Source organism: Streptomyces nanshensis (genome assembly GCF_001751255.1).
GTDB classification, from domain to species: Bacteria; Actinomycetota; Actinomycetes; order Streptomycetales; family Streptomycetaceae; genus Streptomyces; species Streptomyces nanshensis_A.
The window spans coordinates 83,886-103,731 of the sequence record NZ_LJGW01000111.1 but is presented as its reverse complement, the minus strand read 5'-3'; the positions used below and the strand labels follow the sequence as shown (position 1 = coordinate 103,731).

14 protein-coding genes are annotated in these 19,846 nt (G+C 69.6%); 12 read left to right on the top strand and 2 right to left on the bottom strand.

Translation table 11 applies throughout. From position 1 onward, the window contains the following. Positions 1–11: 11 nt before the first annotated feature. From solA to AN218_RS06495, 6 genes are all read left to right on the top strand, one after another. Positions 12–1,166, top strand: coding sequence for an N-methyl-L-tryptophan oxidase (gene solA / locus AN218_RS06520; RefSeq protein WP_070015698.1), 1,155 nt, complete (start codon positions 12–14; stop codon positions 1,164–1,166). Between the two features lies 1 nt (position 1,167). After that, positions 1,168–2,166: an aldo/keto reductase gene (locus AN218_RS06515; protein ID WP_079131880.1), complete on the top strand. Its 999-nt coding sequence runs from the start codon at positions 1,168–1,170 to the stop codon at positions 2,164–2,166. Continuing rightward, complete coding sequence (locus AN218_RS06510; protein ID WP_079131879.1) at positions 2,160–3,053, top strand: N-formylglutamate amidohydrolase; 894 nt, start codon at positions 2,160–2,162, stop codon at positions 3,051–3,053. Before AN218_RS06515 ends, AN218_RS06510 begins: the two co-directional genes overlap by 7 nt. 282 nt (positions 3,054–3,335) lie before the next feature. Then, positions 3,336–5,288, top strand: a complete 1,953-nt coding sequence (locus tag AN218_RS06505) for a S53 family peptidase (protein ID WP_070015796.1) — start codon at positions 3,336–3,338, stop codon at positions 5,286–5,288. Positions 5,289–5,704: 416 nt separating this feature from the next. Beyond that, a complete protein-coding gene (locus tag AN218_RS06500; RefSeq protein WP_070015794.1) occupies positions 5,705–6,772 on the top strand; it encodes a quaternary amine ABC transporter ATP-binding protein in 1,068 nt (355 codons plus the stop codon). Next, positions 6,765–9,374, top strand: a complete 2,610-nt coding sequence (locus AN218_RS06495; protein WP_070015697.1) for an ABC transporter permease/substrate binding protein — start codon at positions 6,765–6,767, stop codon at positions 9,372–9,374. The genes AN218_RS06500 and AN218_RS06495 overlap by 8 nt, the downstream gene beginning before the upstream one ends. Positions 9,375–9,526: 152 nt before the next feature. Here AN218_RS06495 and AN218_RS06490 read toward each other — a convergent pair whose 3' ends face one another. Together AN218_RS06490 and AN218_RS06485 are read right to left on the bottom strand one after the other, a co-directional pair. Beyond that, entirely contained in the window at positions 9,527–11,581 is a 2,055-nt protein-coding gene (locus tag AN218_RS06490) for a hypothetical protein (protein ID WP_070015696.1), read from the bottom strand. A gap of 41 nt (positions 11,582–11,622) precedes the next feature. Then, positions 11,623–12,864, bottom strand: coding sequence for an ATP-grasp domain-containing protein (locus AN218_RS06485; RefSeq protein ID WP_070015693.1), 1,242 nt, complete (start codon positions 12,862–12,864; stop codon positions 11,623–11,625). Between the two features lie 334 nt (positions 12,865–13,198). Here AN218_RS06485 and AN218_RS06480 point away from each other — a divergent pair, with 334 nt between their 5' ends. From AN218_RS06480 to AN218_RS06455, 6 genes are all read left to right on the top strand, one after another. Next, positions 13,199–13,897 carry a GntR family transcriptional regulator gene (locus AN218_RS06480; RefSeq protein ID WP_216311727.1) on the top strand — a complete coding sequence of 233 codons (699 nt, stop codon included), beginning with the start codon at positions 13,199–13,201 and terminating at the stop codon, positions 13,895–13,897. A 672-nt stretch (positions 13,898–14,569) separates the two neighbouring features. Further along, on the top strand, positions 14,570–15,955 hold the full coding sequence (locus tag AN218_RS06475; RefSeq protein ID WP_070015691.1) for an NtaA/DmoA family FMN-dependent monooxygenase: 1,386 nt from the start codon (positions 14,570–14,572) through the stop codon (positions 15,953–15,955). An 8-nt stretch (positions 15,956–15,963) separates the two neighbouring features. Then, complete coding sequence (locus tag AN218_RS06470; protein WP_070015689.1) at positions 15,964–16,875, top strand: sulfurtransferase; 912 nt, start codon at positions 15,964–15,966, stop codon at positions 16,873–16,875. Beyond that, positions 16,872–17,768, top strand: a complete 897-nt coding sequence (locus tag AN218_RS06465) for an ABC transporter permease (RefSeq protein ID WP_216311725.1) — start codon at positions 16,872–16,874, stop codon at positions 17,766–17,768. The genes AN218_RS06470 and AN218_RS06465 overlap by 4 nt, the downstream gene beginning before the upstream one ends. Positions 17,769–17,914: 146 nt before the next feature. Continuing rightward, entirely contained in the window at positions 17,915–18,967 is a 1,053-nt protein-coding gene (locus AN218_RS06460) for an ABC transporter substrate-binding protein (RefSeq protein WP_070015687.1), read from the top strand. Beyond that, positions 18,964–19,779 (top strand): ABC transporter ATP-binding protein, encoded by an 816-nt coding sequence (locus AN218_RS06455; protein WP_070015684.1) that lies wholly within the window; start codon positions 18,964–18,966, stop codon positions 19,777–19,779. Before AN218_RS06460 ends, AN218_RS06455 begins: the two co-directional genes overlap by 4 nt. Positions 19,780–19,846: the final 67 nt, after the last annotated feature.

Sequence of the window (19,846 nt, the reverse complement as noted above, 5' to 3'; positions counted from 1 at the left end):
AGGAGTACGGAGTGACAAGCCCCCGCACATACGACGTCGCGGTGCTCGGCCTCGGCGGCGTCGGCTCCATGGCCGCCTGGCGCGCCGCGGCACGCGGCGCCCGCACCATCGGGATCGAACAGTTCGGTGAAGCACACGCACGAGGGTCCTCACACGGCGGATCGAGGATCTTCCGGCAGACCCTCTTCGAAGGAACCGCGTACGTTCCGCTCGTCCGGCGGGCACGCACGCTCTGGCGTGAACTCGAATCGGCGTCCTCGTCCGTGCTGTTCCAGCGCACGGGCGGCCTGTGCATCGGACCGCCGGACAGCGGCGTCATCGCACGCGCACTGGAGTCCGCACGCGAAGGAGGCTTCGAGCACCGGCTGCTGGAACCGGACGAGTTCGCCCGTCGCTTCCCGCAGCACGCCACGATCGCCGACGACGTCGCCGTCCACGAGCCGGGAGCCGGGGTGCTCAACCCCGAACGGTGCGTGGCCGCCGCCCTCACCATGGCCCGCAGACACGGCGCCGACATCCGGCTGGAGACGCCCGTCTCCGCGATCCGCCACGACGCCGACGGCGTCCGCATCGACCTCGGTACGGAACAGGTGCGCGCACGGCGGGCGATCGTCGCCACCGGCGCCTGGTTCACCGATCTGATTCCCGATCTGGAGCTGCCTCTTCGGATCGTCCGCTCGCCGCTGGTGTGGTTCACCGGCCCGCAGCCCGAGCTCTACGGCCCCGAGAGGTTCCCCGTGTTCGTCCGCAAGAGCGGCGACCTCGACGGCTGGGGCATCACCGACGTCGACGGAGCGGGGGTGAAGATCGGCGCCGGGCCGTCCGCCCCGAAACCGCGCCTGGAACACGCGGACGACAACACCTATCCCATCGACGCCCGGGACACCGATCCGGTCGAGGCCTTCTGCCGCCGCGCCTTCCCGGGGTTGAACCCGAAGCACTCCGCCGCGCGTCCCTGCATGAACTCGGCGACGCCCGACCGCGACTTCGTCATCGGCACCTCCGCACTGGCGCCGTCGCTCGTCCTCGCCGGGGGCTTCTCCGGACACGGTTTCAAGCACGCGAGCGCCAGCGGCGACGTATGCGTCGACCTCGCGCTGGACGGGGCCAGTTCCGTGCCGCTCGACCACTTCTCACCCGACCGCTTCCGCGACAAGGAGATCTGACGTGCACCACCGGACGCTGGGACGGACGGGCCTGCGGGTCGCCCCCGTGGCACTGGGCACCATGAACTTCGGGCCCGTGACACCGGAGCCCGACGCCCACACCGTCATGAGCGCCGCCCTGGACGCCGGGGTCAATCTGCTGGACACCGCCGACGTCTACGGAGCGGACGCGAACCGTACGGTCTCCGACCACTCGGAGGCGAAGGGCGAGACGGAACGCATCATCGGCCGCTGGCTCGCCCGCGACCCGGGACGCCGGGACCGGATCGTCCTGGTGACGAAGGCGTACGGGCGGATGGGCGAGGGCGCCAACGACATGTACCTCTCGGCCCGGCATCTGCGCAGGGCCTGCGAAGCCTCGCTCCAGCGGCTGCAGACCGACGTGCTCGATGTGTTCATGCTGCACCACGTCGACCGCGCCACAAGCTGGGACGAGATCTGGGAGGTGCTGGACGATCTGCGGCGCGAGGGGAAGATCCGCTACGCCGGTACGAGCAACTTCGCGGGCTGGCACCTGACACGGGGACAGGAGGCGGCACTCCGGCGGAATCTGCTCGGCATCGTCGTCGAGGAGAGCATCTACAACCTCATGGAGCGCACCGTCGAACTCGAAGTGCTGCCGGCCTGCCGCGCCTACGGCATCGGGCTCATGCCCTACAGCCCCCTGAACTCCGGCCTGTTGGGCGGCGTCCTGTCCAAGGGCGAGACCGCGGCACGTACGGCCAGCAAGCGGGCCGCCGACGGTCTCTCCCACAGCCGCCAACAGCTCGAACGCTACGAGCAGTTCTGCCGTGACCTCGGACGGGCGCCGGCCGTGGTTGCACAGTCGTGGCTGCTGCACCAGCCGGGCGTGACGGCGCCCGTCGTCGGGGTACGCACGATGCGCCACCTCCAAGACGGCCTCCAGGCGGCCGGCTTGAGCCTCTCGGAGAGCGAACTCGCGGAACTCGACGCGATCTTCCCCGGCCCGGGCGCCGCACCCGAGGCGTACGCATGGTGACGCCCGGCGAACCCGACCGGCCCGACCGGCCGCGAACGGCGGCGCCCGACGCGGCTGATGACCCGGACACGGCAGCCCCGTTCCGTATCGTCACCGGCGAGACGGACGGCCCGCTCGTCGTGGACGTCTCACGGAGCGGTACGCGGTATCCGCCGGAGTTCCGCCCGTCCGCGTCGTTCACCGCCGTACACGACAAGACCGCCCCGCACGTCGACCGCGTCGTGCGGCCAAGTGCCCGGGCGGGAGCGACACTTCTGATCGCGGACTTCCCGCCGTCCCTCGTCGACCCCAACAGGCCGGTGGACGACATCGATCCCGAGGCGCTGGACGGCGCCTGGCCTGTCGCCCTGCGTCCGCTGAAGGGTTCGCTGCGGTCCGGATCGGGACTGATCCACACGCTGGGCGCGGACTACTCGCCGCTCTACGAGGGGAAGTTGGCGGTCGCGGAGGTCGAGCGCCGCATCGCCGTGTACTACCTCCCGTACCACAGCGCCCTCGCGGAACTGCTGGAGCGCCGACGGGACGCGTTCGGCAGGGCGTTCCAACTGAGCTGCCACAGCATGTCGTCCGTGGGTCCGAGGGACGGCCTGCGACGACCGCAGATCTGCCTCGGCGACCTCAACGGCACGACGGCGTCGCCGGGTTACGCCGAGACCGTCGCCGGGGTCTTCCGCGACGCGGGATTCGAGGTCGCCCTGAACACGCCCTTCCCCGGCAACGAACTCCTCCGACGGCACGCGTCACCCGGAACGGGAATCGAGAGCCTCCAGGTCGAACTGCGCCGCGATCTGTACCTGGACGAGAAGACCCGGCAGCTCCACGACGGACTGCCCGCGCTCCAGGACTGCTTCGTCGCCCTCGCGGACGCGGTCCGGAACATGGGCTGAGGCGGTGTGGCCGGGCACCGTTCAGCGGTTTCCGGCCACGCGGCCCCGGCCTGATCCGGCGCGGGCCTGACGCTAGTACGCCTCCATAGCACCCCCTGCCTGCGTCCCCGAAGCGGCACTCCGGACCGCGAACACGGCTTCCATTGCCGTTCCTTGGCTTGTTCTTGAGGCACGCCATTCCCTGGCATGTCCAGATCAGCGAAATATTGGCGCAGCACGGTGTCTCCCACCGGACACCGTCGGTTCGCGACCAAGATCGCGGCCGATTTCGAAGGGGGTTCCATGAAAATCGCCCGTCCGAGAACGCGCGCCGGCGTAGCCGTGGCCGTCACGCTGCCGCTGATCGCCGGCGCGTTCGCCCTGGGCATACCGGCCCATGCCGACGGCGCACAGCACGGTCGGCACGTGCTGAAGACCACCAAGCCGCAGTGGGCGACCACGAAGGCCGACCGCGGCAGCACCACCGGATCCGCGAAGGTGACCGCCCGGGTCTACCTCGCCGGACGTGACGCCGCCGGGCTCGCGGACTACGCCAGGTCCGTCTCCGAGCCCGGCTCCGCCTCGTACCACAAGTACCTGTCCGCGCGGCAGGCACGCGCACGCTACGGCCCGACCAAGGCCCAGAAGTCCGCCGTCACCGCCTGGTTGAAGTCCGCCGGGATGAAGGTGACCGGCACCGACGAGCACTATGTCTCGGTCACGGGTGACACCGCGGCGACGGAGAAGGCCTTCGCCACGAAGCTGCACGACTACTCCAAGGACGGCAAGACGTACCGCGCGCCGCAGACCGCCGCGTCCGTGCCGTCCTCGCTGCACGGAGCGGTGCTGACCGTCGTCGGCCTGGACAACGCGCCCAAGCTCGCCGAGCACGACGAGGAACTGCCGCCGCCCGGACCGGTCTTCCGCAACTCCGGCCCGTTCTCCAGCTATCACGGCTCGAAGACGGCGACCGGCCTTCCCAAGGCGTACGGAAAGCACGTGCCTTACGCCGTCAAGGGCTACACCGGCAAGCAGTTGCGCGCGGCCTACGGCGCCGCCGGTTCGGGGCTGACCGGCAAGGGCGTGACCGTCGCGATCACCGACGCCTACGCCTCGCCGTCCATCGCCGAGGACGCCTCCGAGTACGCGCGCCGCAACGGCGACAAGGCGTACCGGAAGGGGCAGTTGAGCCAGGTGCTGCCCGATGACTACAACCACACCAAGGACTGCGACGCGGCCGGCTGGTACGGCGAGGAGACCCTGGACGTGGAGGCCGTGCACGCGCTCGCGCCCGCCGCGGACATCACCTATGTCGGCGGCGCCTCCTGCCAGGACGCCGACCTGCTCGACTCGCTCAGCAAGATCGTCGACAACCGGCTCGCCGACGTCGTCTCCAACTCCTGGGGCGATGTGGAGGAGAACGAGACACCGGACGTGGCAGCCGCCTACGACCACGTCTTCCAGCTCGGCGCCATCGAGGGCATCGGCTTCTACTTCTCCTCCGGCGACGACGGCGACAACGTCGCCAGCACCGGCACCAAGCAGGTCGACACCCCCGCCAACTCGCCCTGGGTGACGGCGGTCGGGGGCACCAGCCTCGCCGTCGGCAAGGGCGACCGCTATACGTTCGAGACCGGTTGGGGCACCGATCAGGCCCCGCTGTCGAAGAACGGCAAGAGCTGGAAGGGCCTGCCCGGCCCGTTCACCTCCGGCGCGGGCGGCGGTACGAGCAAGACCTACGACCAGCCGTTCTACCAGCGCGGCGTCGTACCGGACGCGCTCGCCAAGGCCAACGGCCCGACCCGGCAGCGCGTCCTGCCCGACATCGCGGCGGTGGCCGACCCCAACACCGGCTTCCTCGTGGGGCAGACGCAGCAGCAGACCGACGGCTCGGAGAAGTACAGCGAATACCGCATCGGCGGCACGTCGCTGGCGGCACCGGTCGTCGCCGGCGTACAGGCACTGGCGCAGCAGGCCGGGCACGGCAAGCCGATCGGCTTCGCCAACCCGGCGATCTACGCCCGGTTCGGCACCAAGGCGTACCACGACGTCACCGACCACCCGCGCGGTCCGACGACCGATCTCGCGGTGGCCCGCGTCGACTTCGCCAACGGCGCCGACGACTCCGAGGGTCTGAAGACCACGCTGCGCACGCTGGGCAAGGACAGCTCGCTCAAGGCCGTACGGGGCTACGACGACGTCACCGGCGTCGGCTCGCCCACGGCGCGCTACCTGAAGTCCTTCAAGCGTCACTAGCAGCCGACCGGCGGTCGTGAGCACGCCGTGACGGATCCCGTACCGGGAGCGACCGGTGCGGGATCCGTCACGCTTCCACCGCGGACGCGGCGGCCCGCACGGGCTCCGTGCGCTGCGCGGACGGTCCCGGTGGTGGCTGAAGGGTGTATAACTTGGGTGTAACTACCAATGACCAACCGTGAGATGACCGGTTCGCCCGCCGTCCGGCGGTGCCGATATGCCGAGCGTTCACCGTGAGTCGGCCGTGGCGTGCGTCATCGGATGTGTTTGAGACACATAAGTCTGGGCAGCGGCGCATGCGGAGTCGATCCGATCTCCCTCTGCGCAGAACGGTGCAAACCGGGCAGATGCCACGCCGCTCTGCGACCCGCCGGCGGGGGAGGCGGGTCGTTTTGCGTACGACTCATGGGGTGTATGTGAGCAGATTGCAGGCCGAGCACCTGTACAAGGTGTTCGGCAAACAAGCGGAACAGGCAGTGAGCCGGCTCGAATCCGGCGTCGACCGCGACGAATTGCGCAAGAGCGGGACCACGGCTGCCGTCATCGACGCCAGCTTCGAGGTCGAGTCCGGCGAGATCTTCGTCGTGATGGGCCTGTCCGGATCCGGCAAGTCCACGCTGCTGCGGCTGCTGAACGGACTGCTCGAGCCGACGGCGGGCGCCGTGAAGTTCGACGGCGAGGACGTGACGAAGCTGAGCCCCGCCGCCCTCCGCGCGGTCCGGGCCAGGAAGATCAGCATGGTCTTCCAGCACTTCGCGCTCTTCCCGCACCGCAGCGTCCTGGAGAACGCCGCGTACGGCCTGGAAGTCCAGGGCGTGGAGAAGAAGGAGCGCGAGGAGCGCGCCACGGAGGCGCTGGCGCTCACCGGGCTCGAAGGCTGGGAGAAGTCCTGGCCCGACGAGCTCTCCGGCGGCATGCAGCAGCGCGTCGGCCTGGCCCGCGCGCTGGCCACCGACGCCGACCTGCTGCTGATGGACGAGTCCTTCTCCGCGCTGGACCCGCTGATCCGCCGCGACATGCAGGACCAGCTCCTGGAGCTTCAGGAGAAGCTCAAGAAGACCATCGTCTTCATCACCCACGACCTCAACGAGGCGATGCGCCTCGGCGATCGCATCGCGGTCATGCGGGACGGCCGAATAGTGCAGATCGGCGCCCCCGAGGACATCCTCGTCCGTCCGGCGAACGACTACGTGCGCCGCTTCGTCGAGGACGTCGACCGCACCCGTGTGCTCACCGCCGGGTCGATCATGGAAGACGCCCTGGCCAAGAGCTTCTCCGCCGCGATCAGCGTGCCGGAGGACACCCCGGTCGCCGAGCTGTTCGCGCCCTTCGCGGGCGGCGACGAGGCGGTCGGCGTCACGGGCGACGACGGCGACCTGGTCGGCCGCGTCGAGCGGGACAGGCTGCTGTCGGTACTGGGTGAAGCGGTCGGCGACGACGAAGCCGACGACGGCAAGAGCGAAAAGGTGAGCGCCGGTGCCTAGATTCGACTTCGGGTCCAAGGTCGAATCGCTCATCGACTGGCTCCAGACCCATCTGACATGGCTGTTCGACGCGATCAGCGCCGTACTGACCAACTGCTTCGACGGCGTCAACGCCGTGCTCGGCGCCCCTGAGCCGCTGCTCATGGGCGGCATCCTCGCCGTCGTCACCTTCTGGCTGCGCGGCCTGCTGCCCGCTCTCCTCGCGATGCTCGGCTTCATGATCATCGATTCGGTCGAGCTGTGGGACAACGCGATGATGACGTTGTCCATGGTGCTCGTCTGCGCCGTGATCACACTGATCATCGCCGTGCCCGTGGGCATCTGGGCCTCGCGCAGCAAGGCCGTCTCGACGACGGTGCGCCCGGTCCTGGACTTCATGCAGACCATGCCGGCGATGATCTATCTGCTGCCGGGCGTCGTCTTCTTCGGAGTCGGCGTCACGCCGGGTCTGCTGGCCACCGTCATCTTCTCGATGCCGCCGGCCGTACGCATGACCGAGCTGGGCATCCGGCAGGTCGACTCCGAACTGGTCGAGGCCGCCGAGGCGTTCGGGACCACGCCGGGCAACACCCTGCGCCGCGTCCAGTTGCCGCTCGCGCTGCCGACCATCATGGCCGGCGTCAACCAGGTCATCATGCTCGCGCTGTCCATGGTCGTGATCGCCGGTATGGCCGGTGCCTCGGGCCTGGGCGAAGACGTCTACAACGCGGTGACGCGCGTCGAGATCGGCGCCGGTTTCGAGGCGGGCCTCGCGGTCGTCATCCTGGCGATGTACCTGGACCGTATGACCGCCGCGCTGAACCAGCGCGTCTCTCCGCTCGGGCGCCGTGCGCTGGCCAAGGCCGCCGCCATGGCGAGCGGCTGGAAGCTGGTGCACTACCGTCCCAACACCGCCGTGGCGGGCGTCGGCATCATCGTTCTCGCGCTCGTCGCGGGCGGTATGAACATGGCCGGCGGCGACGGCACCAGTCAGGCGGGCGGCACGAACGTCGGCAAGGGCAAGCAGATCAAGATGGGCTACATCCCGTGGGACGAGGGCATCGCCTCCTCGTACCTGTGGAAGGAGGTCCTGGAGCAGCGCGGCTACAAGCCGACCCTGCAACAGCTCGACCCCGGCCCGATGTTCACCGCCCTGTCCAAGGGCGACCTGGACTTCCAGACCGACACCTGGCTGCCGACCACCCATGAGCAGTACTGGAAGAAGTACGGCAAGAAGCTCGAGGACTTCGGCCAGTGGTACGGCCCCACCTCGCTGGAGCTGTCGGTGCCCTCGTATGTGAAGGGCGTGAAGTCCCTGGACGATCTGAAGGCCAACGAGGACAAGTTCGGCAAGAAGATCATCGGCATCGAGGCCTCGTCCGGTGAGATGGGCATCCTCAAGGACAAGATCGTCAAGGAGTACGGCCTCTCCGACTGGAAGATCGTCTCCTCCTCGACGGCGTCGATGCTCTCCGAGCTGGACCGCTCGTACAAGAGCAAGAAGCCCATCGTCACGACGCTGTGGTCGCCGCACTGGGCGTACAGCAAGTACGACATGACCAAGCTCAAGGACCCGAAGGGCGCCTGGGGCAAGGGCGACAAGATCCACACCGTGGCGCGGAAGGGATTCAGCAACGACGACCCGAGGGTCGCGTCCTGGCTGAAGAACTTCAAGATGAACGAGAAGGACCTCACCGAGCTCGAGGGCATGATCACCGACGCCGGTAAGGGCAAGGAGCAGGACGCGGTCAAGAAGTGGCTGAAGAAGCACCCCGGCCTCGTCGACAAGATGGCTCCGGTCTCGGGCGGCGGCAACGCCAAGGGCAAGGACGCCGGCAAGGCCGTCAACCTCGGCTACTTCCCGTGGGACGAGGCGATCGCCACGACGTATCTGTGGGAGAACATCCTCGAGGACCGCGGCTACAAGCCGAAGGTCCAGCAGCTCGACCCGGGTCCGCTCTACACGGCCCTGTCCAAGGGCGACATGGACGTCCAGTTCGACGCCTGGCTGCCGACGACGCACAAGCAGTACATGGACAAGTACGGGGACAAGCTCACGGACGTGGGCAAGTGGTACGGCCCCACGTCCCTGGAGCTGTCCGTGCCGTCGTACATGAAGGACGTGAAGTCGCTCGACGATCTGAAGAAGCACAAGGGCGAGTTCAAGGGCAAGATCATCGGCATCGAGGCGTCCGCCGGTGAGATGGGCATCCTCAAGGACAAGGTCGTCAAGGAGTACGGCTTGGAGGACTGGAAGATCGTCTCGTCCTCGACCGCGTCGATGATGTCCGAACTCGACCGCTCCATCAAGAAGAAGGAGCCGGTCGTGGTCACGCTGTGGACGCCGCACTGGGCGTACGCCAAGTACGACCTGACCAAGCTCAAGGACCCGAAGGGCGCCTGGGGCAAGGGCGACGACATCCACATCACCGGGAAGAAGACCTTCGGCAAGGACTTGCCCGAACTGAACTCGTGGCTGAAGAAGTTCAAGATGTCCGAGAAGGACCTCGCCTCACTGGAGGCCGAGATCCAGAAGGGCGGCCAGGGCAAGGAGAAGGAGTCCGCCCGCAAGTGGATGGACGCCCACCCGGGCCTCGTGGACAAGCTGGCACCGGTCAAGTGACCGCCGGCCGCGGCTGACGCCGCGCCGTCCCGTCCGACGACAGGCCCCGCTCCGGCCGTGACCGCACGGCCGGAGCGGGGCCTTCGGCGTCGCCGTACACCCGGAGAGGGCGGCGGTCGTTCGAAGCCTCAGCCCCTCCGACCCGCCGTGTCTCAGGACCGGTTACGCGGCGGGCTCACAGGTTCGCGGGGCTCTTCGACGGCTTGCAGCGTCCCCGCGGGCAGCCGGTCGTTGCCCCAACTGCGCTCGATGTAGCCGATGATCCGCGTGACGTCCTCGGCGGGCACCCGCTCCGGTTCGCCGCGCTCCAGCGGGTCGGCGTGGAAGATGTAGAGCCGCGAGGCGAACTGGTCGAACGGCAGCGAGGCTTCGCCGAACCGCTCGCCGTTGCCCGCGGTGGAGACGACGACGCCGTCGCCCCAGTCCTGGCCGCTGTCGTTGTTCGGGTTGAAGAAGTAGACCCGCATGACGTCCTGGGGGTCCGGCGCCGCCCGAAGGATCGTGATCGCGTGCCAGCCGACATACCGGGCCGCGCTGTCGGTGACGGCGACGCCGGCCGGCTGCGGATGGATCAGCGGCTGCCCGCCGTTGTAGGACGGGTGGTAGCCGGCGTGGAACTGCCGCAGGAACCCGTCCAGATCGACCAGGTTCCCGGTCGCGACGTCGACGTTGATGTGGAACCCGCGGGATGCCCACCAGCCGTGGAACTCGGGGTTGACCCACCGGTGCGGGTCCCCCGGCCGCGCCACGCAGCGCCGCCCCATCTCGGCGTAGATCCGGTCCAGATGAGGCACCACGAGCAGCGATACGGGGTCCAGGTCCATCGGCAGCGTGCTCGCGACTCCGGCCGTGCTGTCCTTCGACGAGATCGGCTGGCCCTCGAAGTGCATGAGGACCTCGTCGTCGCGGGCCGCCCAGACCACCATCTGCAGCAGATAGTCCGGGTCGTTGTAGGACCACATCGACAGCGCGCGTGCCGACTGGCAGGTGGGGTTGTCGCCCTGGCCGACGCCGAGCGGCTGGCCCAGCATCGAGAGCACCCCCGCGACCAGCCGCGCCTGCGGCCCCGGCACCTCGCCGAAGACCGTCGTCAGCCGCTCCCGTGCGACCGGGGAGAGTTCGAGCGCCAGTTGCCGCCACAGGCCGGGCACGATCGGCGGCTCGTAGAGGATGCCGCGGTCGAGCAGCAGCGCCAGCCCGTAGACGCTCTGCGCGGTCTGCGGATGCACGGCCACGTCGATCAGCCGGTGCACCAACTGGCTGTAGCGCAGCAGGCAGTTGCGGCCGGTGTCGGACAGCCCGAGCGCCTCACCGATGAGGTAGTCGCTCTCGTGCAGAAGGAACCGGAGCAGTTCCGCGTGGTACGGCGACACCAGGCCGGTGTCGTGCATCGCCCGCGCGAACCCCGACGCCTCGTTCTGCAGACCGCCCGCGTCCATCACCTCGAGCCGGGAGCGGAAGACGTCGATGCCCGGATCCTCCCGGCACGCCTCGGTGGTCCCGTACAGGCTCGTGATGAGCCGGTCGACGCCCTGCCCCGACGACGCCCCGAGAGCGACGTCCGGGTCGTCGCGGTAGGCCGCGATCCGGGTGATCAGGGACTGCACCGTCTCGACCTGGATCGGACGCTGGCGCAGGATCCGCCAGATCTCGTCGACCAGGTCGTCCAGGACGCTGTCGTAGCCGATCTCGTCGGCGAGATGGCGGAACAGGCTCCGCACGAGCTGTGCGATACGGCCCTGCTGGGTGCGCTCCGCCTCGCTGGGCGCGGTGAACAGCAGCTCCAGATTGGTCGCCAGCACCTGGGACAGGAACTGGCGGGCGTCCTCGGCGGGCAGCGTCGGATGCGCGAACTCGCCGAGGGCGACGGCGAGCATCCGCAGCTCGCTGGTGGCCTCCATGACGACGGTGTCCGCGTCGGCACTGCGCAGACCCGGACTGACCAGCGACGGGATGAGGATCTCCGGTGACGCCCAGTCCGTCTCCCGGAAGAGCCCGGCCTCCTCGAGGGCCTGCGCCCTGGCCTGGACGGCCGCGGCGCCGCCCGGCTGCATGAGCACCCGACGCAGTGCTTCCAGGAGCCGCCGCAGCTTCGTGTGCTTGCCGAAGTCGCGGGTTTCGGCCATGGCCCGGATGGCGTCGTCGAGCGAGGCCACGCGCTTGTCCAGCGTCGTGGCCTCACCGCTGACGTCGGCGGTCGGTTTCAAAGGGTTTCCCTCGGGTTGGTCTCCTGCGTCCACGGGATCGATCAGACGTAGAAGTCGAGCTCTTCCTGCTTCTTCAACAGGTCGCGCATCCGGTACGGGTCATCGCCGAAGAAGTACACCAGACCCCAGTGGGTGCCGAACGCGGTCCTCTTGGTGACGGTCTCCTCGAGCGGCGTGGAGAGGTCGTGCGACTCGTAGTAGTCGTCGTCCTCGGTCTCCTCCGGGATCTCCAGGTCGCTGACGACGCGGCGGCGCGGGTAGACGCCGAAGCAGCCGGCGACTCCCGACGCGTCGACGACCTCGCGCGGGAAGAAGGCGTCGATCTCCTCCTCGGTCGTCTTCGGGTCGAAGGCCAGCACGAGCCCATGGTAGGCGTTGAACCCGTAGGCGCGCTCCAGGAGTTCGAACACCTTGAAGCCCGGCGGCCGGTAGGCGACCTCGCCGAAGTACATCTCGCCGTCGCTGGTGACGAAATACTCCGGGTGCACGAAGCCGAACTCGATGTCGAACGTCTTGATGAGCTTCTCGATCTGCGCCGTGATCTGCGGGCGGTACCGCTCCAGTTCCGGAGTCGCGGGGACGAACACCGAATATCCCAGCGTGACGTATTCGGAGATGTTGAGGAACTTGATCTTCCCGTTGTGTATCCACGCCTCGACGGCGAACTCCCAGCCGTCGAGATGGGATTCCATGAGGACCGGGAACTCCTCCTCCGGAATCGTGTCGATCTCGTCCGGGGTGCGGATGACGCGGTGCCCGAGGCAGCCTGCTTTGTCGAACGCCTTGAGATGGATCGGGTCGTTCGGGTCGCCGTCCAGCTTGAGCAGAGTCTGATTGACGCGCTTGAGGAAGCGGATGACGTCGTCCCGGTCGTGGGCCTCCTCGAATATCCCGACCCGGATGCCGCCGAGTTGGGCGCGGCGCTTCATCAGCGCCTTGTCCCGCAGCAGCAGGGACTGCCCGTACAGACGCGGGTTGTCCAGCAGAACGGAGTTGATCGCCCCCGCCCATTCCACGGTTTCCTCGAACAGCGGGATCGCGACGTCGACACCCTTCTTCTGGAGTGTCTCGGCGATCTCCATGGAGCGGTCGTTGAGCCGCTCGAAATTCCACGGCACATAGGGGATGTCGTGTTCGACGCAGTACTCCTCGGCCCACTCCGGCGCCACGACGACATATCGCCGGTCGAACCGGTCGAGGGCTTCCACCGCGTTGATACTCCAGCCAAGAAGCGCTACATAGCCTTTGTCCGGGTTTTTGGTGGCGGGTTCGCCCTGTGGCATAGACCGTTTCTCCTTCGGCGCGTGAACGCATCGACTACGTGGCCGACATGACCGTACCTTCCGGCGCTTACCCGGCGATCTGCCGGGCAAGCACCTCGCTCCCGTACGCACGTGCCCGTGGCGAAGCCGGCGTCGCCAGGCCGGCCGCGGTCGGTCTCCGACGGCAGTACGTGGCAGACGAGTCGGGCGCCGGCGGGACTCACGGTCCGTCTCCGTCTCCTCGTACGGGCCGCCCTATGATGCACGGGGTTTTCGCAAGGCGAGGGAGCGTGTGCATGGCCGGGGCAGGACGGACGCGGGGACGCGGCGTGACGGGCGTGCGGGACCGCGCCGCGTGAACACGCAGAGCGCGGGCGGGAGTTCGGCCCCCGGCGGCCGTGGCGGGTCGACGCCGCGCGGACGCACCGGCAACCGTGTGGACATGCACTACGCCAGGATCAAGGAGGACTTGATCGGCGGCACGTACCCGCCGGGCACCGTGCTGCTGGAGACCGCGCTGAGCGAGCGGTACGGGGTGTCCCGGACCCCGGTACGGGAGGCGCTGGGCAGGCTCCAGCAGGACGGGTTCATCGAGCGCACCTCCCGCGGTTTCCTGGTACGGCGGCGCACGCCCGAGGAGATCCTCTCGATCTACGAGGCGCGCATCTCGCTGGAGTCGACCGGTGCCGGGCTCGCCGCCGAGCGGCGCACGGCCTTCGACCTCAGCAGGCTGGAGCACCTCGCCGAACTGCGGCGCGAGGCACGCGACTCGGCGGAGCGCACCGCCGCGAACGAGGACTGGCACCGGGCCCTGCGAGTGGCGGGGCACAACGACATCATCGCCGGATTCCTCGACCGGCTGGACAGCCTGCTGGCGATCTACCGCCCCGCCTTCGCGACGACGGCCGACGAGGACCGCACCGTCGAGGAGCACGCCGCGATCTTCGACGCGGTGCGCGACGGCGACGCCCCGCGCGCCCGTACGGCCATGGCCGAACACCTCGGCAGAATGCGGGACTTGCGCATCCAGGGCCTCGCGCAGGAAGGATCCTGAACCGGCCGGGCACCGTCGGCCTCCGCGCCGCACACCGCGCCGCGCGTCGCAGCGCACACCACATGAGACGGCCCTTGACACTGCGGCCCGCGCAGTGGATACAGTGCGTATACACAGCACGGGATCGCGCACAGCGGATCGCGGGAACCGAGGGGGCTCGGATGCGAGGCAGTACGGCAGGCGGACAGCGCCTTCCCGTGACGACGCCCCTCGCCGGGATTCCCCGTCCGGATCTCTGCGCCGTCACCCTGTACGCCGTGGCCCGCAGGTACGTCGACCAGATGAGCGTCAAGTCCAGCCTCTGTTGACCGTCTTGGCGCTCGCCGGCACGGCACCCGCCGAGGCGCAGCCCTTTCCTGTTCGTCCCGCTCCCGCCCGCGCGTTCGGGGCGCAGCCCGGGCGAGCGGCGCACCGGACGCGCTCATCGCGCGGGAACGTGCGGGGCTGACGCCGGCCACGCCGGGTATCGCACCCTCCGCCTGCTCTGCTCTCTTCCGACTCTCTGCCGTTCCGTACGTGTGCGTGTGCTCTTCACCGTTCCGCACGCGTGCCGGCGCGGCTGTCGTACGTCCTGTCCGTACGTCCCGGTCTACGCCCTGTCCGTACGTCGCCTACGTGCGTCCCGTACGGCTCCGGCCGACTCTCTCTGCCCTCCTGGGAAGGCGATCCGCTATGCCCGCGTCACCCCGCCCGATGCACCTCGGATTCACGATCTGGCCCACCGGCTTCCACCCCGGTGCGTGGCGGCTGCCGGGCGCACCGACGAACGGCAACTCCAGCCCGGCGCTGCTCCAGAGCGCCGCGCGTACCGCGGAACGCGGCAAGTTCGACTTCTTCTTCATCGGCGACCGCGTGGTGGGCCTTCCCGCCTCACAGTTCGCCGCGCCGAACGAGGTCCTGCGGCCGGAAGCGCTGACGCTGGCCGCGCACATCGCCGCAGTCACCGAACGGATCGGTCTGATCACGACCGTCAACTCCACCTACGCGGAGCCGTTCAACGTCGCGCGTTCGCTGGCGACCATCGACCACCTCAGCAACGGGCGGACGGGACTGAACATCGTCACCGGCAAGAACGCCGAGGCCGCCCGCAACTTCAGCCGCAACGAGCACTGGGAGAACGACCGGCGCTACGACTGGGCCACCGAGTTCGTCCAGGTGCTGCGGCTGCTGTGGGATAGCTGGGAGGACGGCGCGCGGATCGCCGACCCGGAGACGGGCAGGTTCGTCGACGAGGCGCGGGTGCACCGGATCGACTTCCGCGGGGAGTTCTTCTCCGTCGACGGCCCGCTGAACGTCGAACGGCCCGTCCAGGGCCAGATCCCGCTCGTCAACGCGGGCTCGTCGGAACGTTCGCGCCAACTGGGTGCCCGCTACTCCGACGTGCGCTTCACCAACTCCTCCGTGCTGGGCCTCGCCGGGGCACGGGCGTACTACGACGACCTCAAGCGCCGTCTGCCCGCGCACGGCCGCGCACCGCGGGAACAGCTCGTCATCCCCGGGGTCGCGGTCTACACGGCGCCGACCAGCCGGGAGGCGCACGAGCTGTACTCGCGTCTTCAGGCCCTCGGCAGACAGGACGTGGACCTGGCCGGGCTCTCCGCCGCCCTCGGGCTCGCCCTGACCGGTCACCACCCGGACGCGGTGCTCGACGACGTCGCCGACCCCGCGGACGCCTCCGCGGAGGGAGCCCTGATCATCGGGGAGGCGCGCGAGCTCCACGGCAAGAACGCGGTCACGCTGCGCGAGGTCAACTCCTCGTATCTGCGCCGCGGTTGGTTCAAGGAGGTCGTCGGCTCGCCCGCGCAGGTCGCGGACGTCCTCCAGGAGTGGTTCGAACAGGGCGCCGCCGACGGCTTCATGATCTTCCCGCCCCATATGCCGGACGGTCTGGAGGCGTTCGTCGATCTCGTCGTCCCCGAGCTCCAGCGCCGGGGCCTGTTCCGCACCGAGTACGCGGGCCGGACGCTGCGCGACCACCTCGGACTCGCCCGGCCTGGCAATCAGTTCGCGGACGCCGGGGTCCCGAGTGACACCGCCGCCGTCGTGGGCGGGGAGTGAGCGCCGCCGTGTCCGAGGTGACCATCACGGTGGCCGAACTCGCCGAGCTGCTGGACGGCGCCCGTACCGGCGGCGGTTCCCTGCGGCTCCTCGACGTCCGCTACGACCCCGCCGCCGGCACGGGCCGCGAGGAGTGGGCACAGGGCCACATCGACGGTGCCGTCCACGTCGATCTGCCGGCCGAGCTGTCCCGGCCGCCGCGCCCCGGGGAGGGCCGTCATCCGCTGCCCGGACGGGCGGAGTTGCAGGAAGCCGCGCGCCGGTGGGGCATCGGTCAGGACAGCGACGTCGTCGTCTACGACGCCAGGTCGGGACTGTCGGCCGCACGGGCCTGGTGGCTGCTGCGCTGGGGCGGACTGCGCAGCGTCCGCATCCTCGAAGGCGGCCTCCCCGCCTGGCTGGCCGCCGGTCACGCGCTGAGCACCGAGCCGTCCGAACCGCCGCCCGGCGACGTCGTACTGCCCGGCGGCCGACTGCCCGTGCTCGACGCCGCCGCCGCCGCCGAACTGGGGCGCGACGGGCGCCTGTTGGACGCCCGTGCGGCGACGGCCTACGAGTCCGGGCACATCCCCGGAGCACGCAGCGCCCCCGCCGCGGAGAACACCGCGGACGGCGGTGTCCTGCGGCCGGCCGACGTGCTGCGCCGCCGGTACGCCGCGCTGCTTCGCGACCCCGTGCCGGACGGGGACGAGACGGTGGGCGTCTACTGCGGAAGCGGAGTGTCCGCGGCCTTCCAGGCCGCCGTCCTGACGGACCTCGGCATTCCCGTCGCCCTCTATCCGGGCTCCTGGTCGGAGTGGGCCGCCGACGGTACGCAGCCGGTGGAGACCGGCGCCGATCCCCGTCCGCTCGCACCGCTCCCGCACCACGACGCCACCACCCGGGCCGAGCCCCGTGCCGAGGAGGGCCGTAGACCATGACGTCGCTGCGTACGCCGTCGGAGCGCCTGGCCACGGGCGGCCGTGAACTCGCCGCTCCCGACGCCGACATGGACGATGCCCGTACGGTGCCGCCGGGCAGGAGACAGGGCCGGGGACAGGGCAGAGGACGGGGCCGGTACGGACGGCGGCATCGCGTTCTGCTCTACGCGGGACGTGTCGCCGTCGGCGGACTGACGCTGCTGCTCTGGCAGTTCGCGTCCGGCCGGTGGGTCGACCCGTTCTTCGTCAGCTCGCCCTCGGACGTGGCCGCCCGCCTCGCCGCGCTGGTACGCAGCGGCGAACTGTGGCCCCATCTGCTCACGACCCTGGCCGAGTTCGGCGCCGGGCTGGGCATCGGCACGGCCGGCGGCATCGCGCTGGGTCTCGCCATCGCCTTCTCCGGACTCGTCGGGCAGTGGTTCCACCCGTACGTCATGGCGCTCTACAGCCTGCCCAGGGTGGCCCTGGCCCCGCTGTTCATCGTCTGGTTCGGCATCGGCCTGACCTCGAAGGTCACCATGGTCGCCACGATGGTGATCTTCGCCGTCTTCTACAACGTGTACGAGGGCATCCGCAGCATCGACCCGGACCTGCTGGACATGGCCCGCGCACACCGGGCGTCTTTCCTCCGGACGCTGCGCTGGATCGTCTTCCCGGCGCTCACTCCATGGCTGTTGACGGCGCTGCGGCTGGGGGTGGGGCTGGCGCTCATCGGAGCCGTGATCGCTGAACTCGTCGGCTCCAGCGCCGGTCTCGGCTACTACATCAAGAACTCCTCCAACCTGCTCGACATCACCGGCGTCTTCGCGGGCCTCGCCGTGATCACCGCCGTCGCCATGACCTTCGACACGCTCGTCGGCGCGCTGAGCCGGTATCTGCTCCGCTACCGCTGAACGGGCCCCGCACCGGGCCCCGTTCGGCGCCCGCTCCGACCGGCCGGTCGACCGACGCCCCGGTCTCTCCGCCACCGACCGTCCCCGTCTCCCCGCCACCCCCGCATCCGTGAACCGCCGCCATCTCTGATCAGGAAGCAGCCCTCATGTCTCACATACGTACCGGAGCACGCCGCAGGCGCACCGTGCTCCTCGCCGCCGTCGTCCCCCTGCTCCTGGCCCTGACCGCGTCCTGCTCCACCGGAACCGGCAGCGGCACCGGCGGCGCCGAGCGGCAGACCATCCGCGTGGGAAACGTCTGCGGCGGCATCAACGTCGCCACCGTCGCCATGGACGCGGACACCTTCCCCGACGACGTCCAGGTGAAGAAGGTCTGCTTCGACGGCGGAGCCGAAGCGGTGCAGGCCCTGCTCGGCGGAGGCGTCGACGTCTTCATCGGCTCCACGGAACACGTCGTCTCCACCCGGGGCAAAGGGCTGCCCGTGACGGCGTACGCGGCGCTGACCAGCCGCGTGCCCTACTCCCTTGTCTCCGCGAACGGTTCGGGCGCCGGCTCCGTACGGGATCTGCGCGGCAAGACCGTCGCGGTCACCTCGCCCGGCAGCCTCTCGGACACCGAGCTGGAGAAGGCCGCCTCGGACTCCGGCGTCCCGTACAAGAGCCTGAAGGTCATCGGCGCGGGCAGCGGCGCGAGCATGCTCGCCGCCATCTCGAAGGGCAAGGCGGCCGCGGGCATGGTCAGCGAGCCGCAGCTCTCCCAACTGCTGCGCACCGGCGAGTACAAGGAGATCTGGACCCCGGACTTCGACTACGCCGCGCTGGTGCCGCTGGCCAAGACCACCTGGGTCAAGGAGCACCGCAAGGCCATGACCGGGTTCCTCCAGGGGCTGCGCACGGCGGAGAAGAAGTCGCGCGCCGACGAGTCCTTCGCCGTACGGGCCCTGAAGAAGGAGAAGTTCGAGGTGAGCGACCGCGTGCTGCGGCGGGCCGTGCACCAGACCCTCGGCATCACACCGAAGGGCCTGGCGGTCGACGAGTCCGTCTACCGCGACACGACCGGTCTGCTGGTCGACGTCGGCCGCGCCAAGGCGGGCAGGACACCGTCCTTCTCCGACGCCTTCGACTTCGGGCTCCTGGACCAGGCGGAGGGACAGGCCGGCTCGAACGGCCCGAAGAGCACGCGGAGTTCGGGATCATGACCGCCGCCACGCCCGCGGCCGGACGCACCGCACGGGGCGAGCCGAAGCTGTCCGTACGGGGGCTGCGGCTGGAGTACGCCGCGGACGGCGGCCGTACCACCGCGCTGCACGACCTCGATCTCGACGTCCACGAGGGCGAGTTCGTCGCGTTGGTCGGCCCCAGCGGCTGCGGCAAGTCCACCCTGCTCAAGGCGGTCTCGGGGCTGGTGGAGAAGACCGCCGGCAGCGTCGTCCTCGACGGCGAGAGGCTGGAGGGGGTTCCCGAGGGCGTCGGCCTGCTCTTCCAGAACGACGCGCTGCTGCCGTGGCGCACTGCGGAGGACAACATCCGCTTCCCCCTCGCGGTCGCCGGCGTTGCCCAGGCGGAACAGCGGCGCCGCATCGCCGAGTTGATCTCCGCGGTCGGCCTCACCGGTTTCGGCGGGCACTATCCGCGCCAGCTCTCCGGCGGGATGCGCAAGCGTGTGGCTCTGGCCCGTGTGCTGGCCGCCGACCCCGGCGTCTTCCTCATGGACGAGCCCTTCGGACCGCTGGACGCCCTGACCAGGGAACGCATCAGCGCCGACTTCCTCGCGCTGTGGGAACGCGTGGGCAAGACGGTCCTGTTCGTGACGCACGACATCGACGAGGCCGTCACCCTGGCCGACCGCGTCGTGGTGATGTCCGCACGTCCCGGCCGCGTCATCGGCGAGTACGACGTGGACATTCCCCGGCCCAGAGCCGTGGAGGACGTGCGCTTCTCCGACGCCTTCCGGCGGCTCAGGGGACGCATCGCCCGGGCGCTCCACCACCGGGCGGAGCCCACGGCATGACTGGCGGCCGGCGGTCCCCGACGGCCGCCGGGCCGCGGTCGCCGAGGCCGTGACACCGCGGCGGTCC